At 56.0% G+C, this 11,198-nt stretch carries 10 protein-coding genes; 1 reads left to right on the top strand and 9 read right to left on the bottom strand.

Annotated elements, in window-relative coordinates:
* Positions 1-60 precede the first annotated feature (60 nt).
* The 9 genes from scfB to ACO6BQ_RS10285 form a co-directional block, all read right to left on the bottom strand.
* Positions 61-1,449 (bottom strand): thioether cross-link-forming SCIFF peptide maturase, encoded by a 1,389-nt coding sequence (gene scfB / locus ACO6BQ_RS10325; RefSeq protein WP_489120798.1) that lies wholly within the window; start codon positions 1,447-1,449, stop codon positions 61-63.
* A gap of 142 nt (positions 1,450-1,591) precedes the next feature.
* Complete coding sequence (scfA, locus tag ACO6BQ_RS10320) at positions 1,592-1,729, bottom strand: six-cysteine ranthipeptide SCIFF (protein ID WP_006691237.1); 138 nt, start codon at positions 1,727-1,729, stop codon at positions 1,592-1,594.
* A gap of 55 nt (positions 1,730-1,784) precedes the next feature.
* Entirely contained in the window at positions 1,785-3,080 is a 1,296-nt protein-coding gene (gene murA / locus ACO6BQ_RS10315) for a UDP-N-acetylglucosamine 1-carboxyvinyltransferase (protein ID WP_489120797.1), read from the bottom strand.
* Positions 3,081-3,101: 21 nt separating this feature from the next.
* Positions 3,102-5,120 carry a SpoIVB peptidase S55 domain-containing protein gene (locus ACO6BQ_RS10310; RefSeq protein WP_489120796.1) on the bottom strand — a complete coding sequence of 673 codons (2,019 nt, stop codon included), beginning with the start codon at positions 5,118-5,120 and terminating at the stop codon, positions 3,102-3,104.
* Positions 5,121-5,255: 135 nt separating this feature from the next.
* Positions 5,256-5,498: a phospho-N-acetylmuramoyl-pentapeptide-transferase gene (locus ACO6BQ_RS10305; RefSeq protein ID WP_489120795.1), complete on the bottom strand. Its 243-nt coding sequence runs from the start codon at positions 5,496-5,498 to the stop codon at positions 5,256-5,258.
* A gap of 33 nt (positions 5,499-5,531) precedes the next feature.
* On the bottom strand, positions 5,532-5,900 hold the full coding sequence (locus ACO6BQ_RS10300; RefSeq protein ID WP_489120794.1) for a magnetosome magnetite crystal formation protein family: 369 nt from the start codon (positions 5,898-5,900) through the stop codon (positions 5,532-5,534).
* 24 nt (positions 5,901-5,924) lie between these two features.
* Positions 5,925-7,913: a clostripain-related cysteine peptidase gene (locus ACO6BQ_RS10295; RefSeq protein WP_489120793.1), complete on the bottom strand. Its 1,989-nt coding sequence runs from the start codon at positions 7,911-7,913 to the stop codon at positions 5,925-5,927.
* A gap of 32 nt (positions 7,914-7,945) precedes the next feature.
* Positions 7,946-8,608, bottom strand: coding sequence for a DUF5105 domain-containing protein (locus tag ACO6BQ_RS10290; protein ID WP_489120791.1), 663 nt, complete (start codon positions 8,606-8,608; stop codon positions 7,946-7,948).
* 223 nt (positions 8,609-8,831) lie between these two features.
* Positions 8,832-9,461: a LytR/AlgR family response regulator transcription factor gene (locus ACO6BQ_RS10285; protein ID WP_489120790.1), complete on the bottom strand. Its 630-nt coding sequence runs from the start codon at positions 9,459-9,461 to the stop codon at positions 8,832-8,834.
* 207 nt (positions 9,462-9,668) lie between these two features.
* Between ACO6BQ_RS10285 and ACO6BQ_RS10280 the strand changes: the two genes are divergently transcribed.
* Positions 9,669-11,030: a sensor histidine kinase gene (locus tag ACO6BQ_RS10280; RefSeq protein ID WP_489120788.1), complete on the top strand. Its 1,362-nt coding sequence runs from the start codon at positions 9,669-9,671 to the stop codon at positions 11,028-11,030.
* The last annotated feature ends 168 nt before the right edge of the window (positions 11,031-11,198 follow it).

Genomic DNA, 11,198 nt, shown 5'->3' with positions numbered 1-11,198 from the left:
AAAAGATGGACTGTTGCACAAAGATAAATTTACCTTCGTGCAACAGTCCCTTTTGCGTTCTTATGCTCTTTTCCGTACGTCCTCCTGCGCTTCTTCCTGTGCAAGTGCGAGTACTGCCTGTACGAGGATGGCGCACTCAAGACGCTTCTTCTGGATCGCACAGCCGAGCTCATAGGGATGGCGAATGTCCCCGTGAAAGAGATCGGCATTCGCATGACAGCCACCGCTGCAGTAGAACCGCGCCCAGCAGTCACGGCAGAGCGGCTTGTTGAGCACATGGGAGTTGCGGAAATACGTCGGCAGTGCCATGTTCTCCACGCCCGTAAAGACCGAGCCGAGGCGATAGTCCTCACGCCCGACGAACTGATGGCACGGATAGAGATCGCCGTTTTCCGCGACCGCATAGTATTCATGCCCCGCGCCGCACCCTGCGAGCCGCTTTGCCACGCACGGGCCGTGATTCAGATCCATGTTGAAGTGGAAAAAGAAGAATCCCTTGCCCGCTCGCACGTGGCTGAGATAGGTCTCGGTCAGATGATCGTACTCGGCGAAGATGCGCGGCAGATCCTCCTCCGTGAAGCCGAGCGGACTGTCCTTTAAGACCACCGGCTCCATGGAGAGGATGTCAAAACCCGCCTCGTTCATCGCGAGCACATCCTTTGTAAAGTCGAGATTCTCGCGCGTGTACGTCCCGCGCAGATAGTAGTCATTGCCATGACGCGCATCGACGAGCTTTTTGAAGTTCTTCATGACGACATCGTACGAGCCGTTGCCGCGTACATCGGGGCGCATCGCATCGTGCACCTCGCGCCGTCCGTCCGAGGAGAGCACGACGGAGATGTTGTTCTCGTTCAGCCACGCAATATTCTTATCGGAAAGCAGCATCCCGTTTGTCGTCAGCGTCAGCTTGAACTCCTTGCCCGTCTCCTGTTCACGTCTGCGAACATACTCCGTGACTGCCTTGACCGTTCCGAGATTCATGAGCGGTTCACCGCCAAAAAAGTCGATCTCGCAGTGCTTCCTCGGACCGCACCCATGGATGATGAAGTCCACCGCCGCGCGTCCGACCTCGGGGCTCATGATCGCCCGATGCCCGCCGTAGCTGCCGCCGTCGCCGAAACAGTACTTGCAGCGCAGATTGCAGTCCTGCGCCACCATCAGGCACAGCGACTTCACGAGCCCGCGCGACTTGAACGTGGGGGGTACGTCAATGTCGGGCGCAAAGAGTGCGCCCGCCGCCATCAGCTCATGCAGCTCGCCGCACGCTTCACGCAGCTCCGCCTCGGGATAACGCCCCGCAAGACGCGCAAGAACCGCCTCGTCGTTCGTTCCGTCGAAGTCATCCATCATATCGTAAATCATCTCGTCAATGACGTGAACCGCACCGCTGTTCACATCGACGAGAACGTGCATACCGTTCTGCTTGAACTTATGCGTTCGGACTTTCATTTGTTCTCCTTCATAAACACTCTTGGAAATGCAATACGCGTACGACCGTTTGCGCAACTAAATATTTGCGTAGCGTATGCAGGACAAACACACAGAAAAAGCCCCTCTCGCAAACGAGAAGGGCTGTGCCGATTCCCCCGTCTTACTTCGCACAGGGCTGGTTGCCCACCGTGCAGGAAGTCTTGCAGGCAGACTGGCAGGACGCCTGACATTCGCCGCAGCCGCCCGTGTAGAGCGTGGACTGCATCGTCGGCTTGTTGACCGTCTTGATGTGCTTCATGACTCATTCCTCCTCAATCGGTCGTTACTACTAGATTTTATCGCATAAATTCCATTTATGCAAGTGATTTTTCGCACTCGTCCCATACGCCCTCCGTACGGCGGATATCCGCGCCGAGCGCAACGAGTTTCGCTACGAGATCGTCATAGCCGCGATCGATGTGATGAATGTAGCCGACGCGCGTCTCGCCGTCTGCCACAAGCCCCGCGAGCACCATCGCCGCGCCCGCACGCAGGTCGGTCGCCCGCACGGCGGCACCTGTGAGCGTATGGCCGCCCTCGACCGTCGCCGTACGGCCATCCACGCGAATCCGTGCGCCCATACGCTGCAGCTCCTCGACGTGCATAAAACGGTTCTCAAACACCGTCTCCGTGACGACGCTCGTCCCCTCCGCAACAGCAAGCAGAGCCATGAACTGCGCCTGCATATCCGTCGGAAAGCCGGGATACGGCATCGTCTTGAGATCGATTGCCTTCATCCTGCCGTCTGCACGCACGCGAATGCCCGCGATATCCTCCTCGATCTCAGCTCCTGCCTCCTGCAGTTTTGCCACGACAGGCTTCAGATGCTCGCTGATTGCATTCTCGATAAAGACATCACCGCCCGTCATCGCCGCCGCGACCATGTACGTCCCCGCCTCAATGCGGTCGGGGATGATCGTGTAGTCCGCCGCCATGAGTCCCGGCACGCCGTCAATCTTGATGCGGTTCGTCCCCGCACCGCGAATGTGTGCGCCCATGACGTTCAGATAGTTTGCGAGATCGACAATCTCCGGCTCAAGTGCCGGATTCTCCAGGATCGTCTGCCCCTCGGCGCAGGACGCCGCCATCATCACATTTTCCGTTGCCCCCACGCTCGGGAAATCGAAATAGATCCGCGCCCCCTTCAGCCCGTGCGGCGCAGAGGCGTGAATCGCCCCCTGCGTGATCTCAATCTGTGCGCCGAGTGCCTCAAACCCCTTGAGATGCAGGTCAATCGGACGCGTCCCAATCGCGCAGCCCCCCGGCAGCGAGATCTCCGCACACCCCTCGCGGGCGAGCAGCGGGCCCATGATGAGAAAGGACGCGCGCATCTTGCGCACAAGCTCATAGGGCGCGGACACCGTCGCAATCTTCGACGCGTCGATCGTCAGGCGATGCTCCTTTGCGGCGTAGTCCGCCTTCACCCCGAGTGAGCGCAGCACCGAGGAGATCGTATAGACATCCTCCAGTGCGGGCACATCGTCCAGAACACTCACCCCCCGACTGCCGAGGAGTGCCGCCGCGATGATCGGCAGCACCGCATTCTTTGCTCCGCCGATCTTCACGCGTCCACACAGAGGATGCCCTCCGTGAATCACCAGTTGTTCCATTCGCCGTTCCCCTCCATCGGCTTATTCCTCTACCTTGAGCGTCGCGTGTATCACATTCTCAATCACATACGGCGCGAAGAATTTTTCCTTTGCTTCCTTCTTATTCGGATCTGCGAGCAGCTTTACACGCTTCTCCGGCTCCTCTTTCGCCGCGCGTGCCGATGCCTTTGCCGCCGCCTTCATGCGCCTTTTCATCTCCTTATCGGAGGTCGGTGCGGGTGCCGCTCCGGGCGCAATGATGATCTCATTGTTCTCCCCCTGCTCCGCCAACTCGCGCAGACGGTCGCCCGTCGACTTAAACTTCTCCTCATCGTCAGGCACCTCAAGCCCCGCCTGTGCAAACAGCATGAGCGGGTTCACGGGCACAAACCCGCCCCCGCGAATATCGAGGTTCAGCACCCCCGCCGGCTGGGTCTTGGGTACCTGATAGGAAATGGAGAGCGTCTCCTCTGCCTTGCGGTAGGGGCGAATCTTCGTCCGAAACGTCACCGTCTCGCCCGGCTTCACCGTCATCTTATCGGGGGTCGCCGAGACGAGCAGCGCCGTCTGACGCTCTCCATTCAGCTCCACATCCACATTGACATCAATGATGTCGGACTCCTGCTCCGCATTCGTCACGATCAGATTCACCGCCTGCAGGAGCTCCGTGACAGCGACCTGCCCCACATCCGCCGCGCTGTAGTACATATTGCGGCGCTCGAAAAGACCGCCGTCGTAGGCATTCGTGCGGATGGCAAAGCGGATGCGCGCCGTACTGCTGCCGAGGGAGTCCGCAACGCGGCTCATCGCGGCGTAGGCGACACTGCCCGAGAGAATGGGCAGGAAATCCTCGTCATAGGCGATCTGCGCCCCGAACGTCTCCTCCGTCCCGAGCGCATTGTCCTTCACATGAATCTGCACCGGCACAGAGGTCGGGAACGTCCCGAGAATCCCCGCAATCCCCGTCTCACGATCCTGATTGACGCGTCCAATCACACTGCCGATGTTCGCGATCTTCACGCCGTTGCTCTGTCCCGCGATCGTCCCAATGACATCCGCATCCGTCATAAAGTAGTTGACATTCCCCTTGTGCATAAAGGAATGCCCGAACGCGACGACCTTCTTGCCATCGACCGCCGTCACCGTGCCCGTCGCGCCAATGCTGAAATCGCCGTAGACAAGAGCCACGCCGACCGGCTGCCCGCCCGTGAGCGTCGCATCGTAGCGTGTATGAATGTTCGCAGTCGCTGCCGCCCCGCCCAGAGGAAGGAACGAGGCCCCGCCCATCGGGAGCTTGTCCTGCAAATAGCGCAGACCCGCCCCGTTAAAGCCGCGCGTAAAGAAATACGCCTTTTCTTCCGCTGCAGCTGCTGACTGCGCCGCCGTATCCTCGGCAGCACTGTCGTCCGTACGTGCAGCAGCAGCATCATTGGTCGGTGCGGATTCATCGGCGTTCGCCGCTGTTCCCTCCGTCTTCTCACCGTTCAGTGCCGCAATCATATCACGCCACTCTGCCTCACGTTCTTCGCGCGACATCTTCGCAAAGACTTTCTCGCGCTCGCGCAGGCGGCGCTTTTCCTCGGCCTTCTTACGCGCCTCGAGCGCCTTCACCAGATCAATTGTATCAATATTCGTCTGATTCTTCGTATCCGGCATCGACCAGAGCGGTATCATATCCTCGATCGGCGTGATGAAAAACGTATAGGGACTGAGATCCTTCAGCCCTGCCGCGAGCGCACCGACCAGACGCCCCTCAACATAGACGGGGCTGCCGCTCATCCCTTGCAGCACACCGCCGACGTGCTCAATCAAATCCCCGCTCGTCCGCGCCATAATCATACGCTGCGCACCCTTGCCGCCCTCCATGTTCCCAAGGATTTCAACGGGAAATGTGCGAATCTCACCCGACGTATCGAGCACGGTATAGGCCGTCCCCTGCATGCCCGCCGTAACCTCACTGTATGGAAGGATGGGCGGCATCGCATAGGAGGCCGGCGTGTAAAAATTCAGTGTAAACGCAAAAAGAGACGCCGCTGCAAGGCGTTTCAAAGAATATCGCAAAATGTCACCTCAAAAAAATGTGCTACAATAGAGTTTATCCGCTCCATTGTAGCACACACAGAAAAATTACGCTAGTTTTTTCGCCGCATCCTCGGAAGGTATCACATCCATATGCTGCGCATGGGGAGAAGGCTCCTATTGCGCAGACATTCCTTCTTCCAGCATGGCATTGTGTTCGTTCGACCACCTGTAGCCAAGATACGCGCCGACAATAGCGACGATGGTGGACAGCTCCACGCTTGCCAGCCCTACGCCCCAACTGATGAACCCGAGAGCAATGACAGCGATCACGCCCTTCTTGTTGAACCCTGTGCTATAAAATAAACCGAGAATGAAAAAACCAAGGATTGCCCCAATGACAGGACTTTTTTTACTCATGATAAACCTCCCAAATAATAAATAAGTTCCATATTACACAACCCAGCCAAGTCCCGGAAAATGCCAACGCTCCCCCGAGAGCGCCTTCACCACGGCATAGACCGAGGCAAGACACCACGGGATCCCGACAAGGAAGCACAGGCCGACGGCAATATTGCTATCATCCAGTACCGCGCCGAGGACACAGGCAAGAATAAAGAGAACAAGGACAATGAACTGGATGAAAAATGCCTGCTTCGCATGATACGCGACAAACGTGCTTCGACTCCGCATGATGAGCCAGAGGACGAACGGGAGAAGGAGATAGCCAAGGCCGCCAACGAAGCAAGCTCCCTGTGCGAGTGCAGCAAAAATGCGCTCCGTCTGCGACGGCACACCGTCCTCTGTATGAATTTCTGCCATAGATTTCCTCCTTGCCGGATGGAATTACTCGACCGTCGTCGTAATATCGCCATTCTCGATTTCAAAGATGGCAATATCCGAAAGCGCACTTTCGCCCGCCGGTGCAACGAACTCGAAGAGATAGCCGTATGTTCCGTCGCCAACCTCCTCGTCCCGCACCTCGGGATGACTCCCGAGACGGAACGTATCGACCTCCACGGGCATAAAGTCCTCATCATCGCCCGAGGCACTCATCGCATAGTGAATCGTCGTCAGCAGATCCCCCGGCTTCAGTCGGATGAGATTGCGGTCGCTCATGCCGTTCGGCTCAAGCCCCCGACGTGCGCCCAGAATACGATATTTTCCATCCGCATAGCTGTACGCAACCTGCAGATTGCACTCCCTGCCGTTCAGCTTGACGGGAATGGAGTAGAGATTGTAGTCGTCCCCCTCCTCCACGATCTCGATATAGACGGGATGTCCGTCCAGCATGGGCCATGTGCCGTCAAAATTGTCCTTAAAAATACCGCACTCCCAATCCGCATCGACATTCGCATCACTGCCGAGGTAGAGAATCACATCCTCCTCCGTGCCGAGATAGAGCAGATTGCAGCGAACCGACGAGAGCATGTCCATCTCAGCCGTACTGAGCCGCACAAATGCACTGCCATCACGATCCACATCGAGCACACGATCCTCCAATGCGGCGGTATTGAAGATCTGCTGCCTCTGCGTGGGCAGCGCGTTGAGCCGCCCCGCAGTGCTTTGCCCCGCGAGGAGTTCCGTCGCCTCGTCGGGCAGCTCCCCATAGAGCATGGTGTAGAGCAGACATTTCTGCTCCATCAGTGCCGCATCCTGATCGACGTACGCCGCAAATCCGTCCTCATCCCCATCATAGGAATAGTAGGAGGAAATGCCGCCGCCGCGCCGACGGTAGTCGCCGTGCACCTTGTAAATACAGGCATCACCCACCGCCGCTGCAAGAGCCTTGGCACTCGGAAACTCCTGTGCCGTCTCCTGCGCCAACCCCGCCAGATCGACCATATTTGCATAGCCCATCTCACGCGTATTGCCACCGTAGTTCTCCGCACGCTGCGCTGCACGATCCAGTGCCGCAAAAAACGCGGGCGAGAGATGTGCCGCACGCGCCAGCACATCGCGGCTGTATCGCTCATAGACGGAAGTCAGTGCCGGCAGACGGGCGAGATCAATGACAGAAAGCGTCGCCTCCTCCTCCGTATCCTCCTCCCTGCATCCTGCAAGATAGGAGTCACAGATCACCTCGCCGAGCCGTGCGCCGCCCATCGCCGGATTGTCGCCGAGTGCGCCAACCCAAGCGTCGTAGTTCCAACCGTTGCCCGGCTCCATCTCCTCCGAGGCGACCATATAGCGCGTATATCCCTCAAGAGATGCCGCCGTCTCGTAGCTCGCCATCAGACAGGCATCAAAGCCGATGAGTTCATAGGGCGGCTCTGCGGGATGCTCTCCATAGACAGCAGCGAATGCCTGCCGTATATCGTTGAGGCACAGCATATTCTCCGTGCGCTCATCCGCACAGACCCCCGCCGCACTCCCGCCGCCATGATTCCAAAACACAAAGACACGGTGATCGGCGGGATAGTTCTCCGCGCCATAGCGCAGGAAATTTGTGAGCGTCCCCGTGCTCCCCATGTCTGCATCCGGCAAGTTCTCGAGCTCATGCAGGCCGTCCGCATCGTAGAGATAGAGATTCAGAGGTCTCGTAAACGTATCGTTCTGCCACTCCCGCGTGCCGCCCGCGAGAATCAGTACACGCACATTCGGCGGCAGATCCGCTTCCATCAGCTCCTCCAGATCTGCACTCGCCGCACCGTACTCCGACTCGAGATCCGAGCCGCAGATATACCACGAAACGAGCCATGTATCATCCCTGCTGTAGGCATCGGGGAACTGCGCACGCGCCTTCGTCACGCCCTCATCCGTGCAGCCCGATAGAACGAGTGCAAGAAACAGAACAGCAAAGACAGACCGCAGCACACGCATCGCAGTCGGCATGATTCATGACTCCCTTCCGAATGTATTCGTCATTACTCCCCGTCGAGGAATTTACGGATCACCTGCGGATCCTTCGGTGCCCAGTAGAGAGCCTTGCCGTCGTCGCTCTTGACGAGCTCGCACGTCACATCCAGCGTCTTTTCGCTGTCATACGGCATATCGTCGATGACCGCCTTGAGGATCTCCACAGCTCCCTGCTGATAGGTCGCATCCGTGCGCACGTCCACACCCTGCTGCTGAGCAAGACCGATGTAGACACCCATCGCAACCAGCTCCTCATTCTTGTCCATCTGCTGCTTTGCGCCGCGCGTATCAATCGGCGTCGCCGTCAGCTCGACCACGGGATTCTTGGCATCATCCTTCTTGACCTTTGCCTTGAGCTCCATATTTGCCTTGCGGTCTGCAATGTAGTAATCCGTGATCTCCATCGCATTGGACTCCGAAAGCATAAAGCTCTGGAACATTTGATCCGACTCCGTCAAAAGAGCCTGCGAAATCTGCTTCTTCTGTGCCTCGGTCATCCCCGTCGCAGAGAGCTTGTCCGTATCGGCATACGCATAGAGTTCCGCATAGGCAAGCACCGCCTTGTCCGCCGACTCCTTCGGTTTGTCATCACCGCAGCCCGCTGCGAGCATAAGAGTCAGAACCGCAATCAGCGGCAGGAGCAGCCTCTTTGTAAGCAAGAACATATTCATAACCAAACGTCTCCTTTGCTATAAATCAAACATTTGGAAGCCTCGGCGGCCATGAACGGCCGGATGCATCTCCGAGACTCCTCTTGTTCTGATTATTACAAAAAAAAGAACTTTCTGCAATAGAATTGCAGAAAGTGAAGTATTCTTATATGAAAGTGGCGTTCTTGTGCAGAAATCGTCGTATTTTCTTAATGAAATGCAAGTTTTTAGGACTTTTAACTCACTATTTATTCAACAGATACTGCATATACGAAGCCCGCACACAACTCCGCCGTCGCTGACTGATCGGCAGTTCCACCCCATTGGTGAGCACGAACGCCTCCTTGTCCATGCGCTCGATCTTGTCCATATTGACCAGAATACGGTGATAGCACTCAAGAAACCGCGGGTCACGTCCGAGTCGCTCCACCGCCCACTCATATGTATAGGGACGCGTAAGGCAAACACCTTGCTTTGCAAGCGCAATATGCAGCCGTCCACCTTCGATATCGACATAGTGAATCTTATTCAAGAGGATTTCAAGCGGCTGCCCATTATGCTGAACCATCAGCGTCTGCGCCGCCTTGGCACGACGTTCAAACACGCGTGCAAGAGCTGCACGGAACGCCTCTTCATCCATGCTCACAGGCTTTAGGAAATAGCCGTCGGCAAAGACACGGTAGCCCTCCATCAGATATTCTTCGCTGCTCGTGAGGAAGATAATGCCCACATCATTGCTGCTGGCACGGATGCGCCGTGCCGCCTCCATGCCACCAAGCCCCGGCATACGGATGTCGAGAAGGAGGAGGTCGTAGGGGCGGTTGGCGAATGCGTCCAGCATTTCCTCCGCCGTTCCAAACAGTTCGACCTCCACCAGGGATGCCTGATCTGCCTAGTATTTCTCAAGGATATGAATGAGATAGTCGCGTACCGCCGCACACACCTCCGGCTCATCGTCCACAATCGCAATCCGCATCTTGTCCCCCTTTTCCTTCATACAGTTTTCATAGATTTGACGAATCTTATATCACATCGTATAATACCACAAAACAATACGAATGAAAACAAGGAGAAGAATGACATGGTGGAATACAAAATCAACATCGTTCTCACAACATTTCTGTTCACCCTTACACTCCTGCCGTCCGTCTATCTGCGCTACCTCCCCTTTCGTCCCATCCTCGACGGACATACACGCAAACAACTGATGCAGGGATACGCCCTCATCTTCTTTTGTGAGAACATCCTCCTCCTGCTCCTCCTATTCTCCGACATACTCCCCTTCACATTGCAGACCTTCAAACACATCTTTTTCTTCTTCGGATTCCTCCCCTACTTTGTGCTCAACCTCCTTCTCATTCGTCCATACTTTGTGCAGCACATATTCATCCTCGGCATTCAGCTCATCCTTGCCGGCACAGTCTCCTCGTTTGCCGCCATTCTCACCCTCCTTTTTGTTGGTGTCCAGAGTTTTTTCGATCATTTTTATCTGTATTGTCTGATCTATCTTACCCTCTACCTCGCGACATTCCCCCTCGTCCTCCCTTTCTTCCGCCAAATTTTCCTGCGTTTTTCCTCCGTCAACACAGAACGCTTCTGGCTCTACATCACCCCGCTGCCCTTTCTCACCATCTTTCACGAGACCTACTATTCGGTCGGAGATCAACTACTCGTGCTCGATTACTTTATTTCACGCCTACTCTTCTTTTCCTCGGGACTCTTCATTGCTCTCACCGCATGGCGCGGACTCGAACATATTCTGGAGCAGACAGCAACCACAGAGCGCAATCTGGCACTTCTGCGCCGCATGAATTCCTTTGGTGCCTATACGCGTTCCCTACAGGACAAGCAGGCGCGTCTTGCCGTCGTTCGCCATGATCTCCGCCACAATGCCAAAATGCTTGCCGATCTCATTGCACGCGGCGAGGATGAGGCAGCAATACAGCTCATCCAAAGTCTCAACTATCAGATTGACGCAACCAGCGTCGAGCACTTCGCAGAAAATCCCCTGATCGATGCCGCACTCTCCGTCTATGTAGGGCAAGCACGTGCAAAAGACATCCCCATCGACATAAAAGCCACCACGCCCGATACCTTTGCGGCAGAAATCGACTGCTCACTTGTCCTCTGCAACCTCCTCGAGAATGCAATCCAGGCAGAGGAGCGTGAGCCGGAATCAGCGCGCGGCATTCGTGTTCGTGCACGGACAGCGGGGGACAGCTTCTTTCTCTCCGTCGAAAATCGATGCTCCACGCCGGTCAAACTCTCTGCGAACGGGCTACCGAAACGTGAGGGGCCTTCGATAGAGCATGGCTACGGCACACGCTCCATCGAACAGTTCACACAGAAATACGGTGCAGAGTGCTTTACCGAGCAAAAAGACGGGTATTTCCGCATTCTCCTCCATCTTCCGCTGACTACGAATTCAAATAATCAATCTTAAAATACATCACTTTCCTATCAAATCCCATCACTTTATGTAAATCTATTGCAATCTTTCTGTCTCTTTGTCATAATAATCTCGAACGAAGATCATTGCGTTGATAAAGGAGAGATTAGGTTGAAAGTACAGCCGGTAAATAAAGGCACACGAAAACAGGTCACAGAGTGA

This window comes from Centipeda sp. (in: firmicutes) (genome assembly GCF_057271695.1).
Note: the sequence above shows the minus strand (reverse complement) of the source record. Positions and strands in the feature narration are given on the sequence as shown.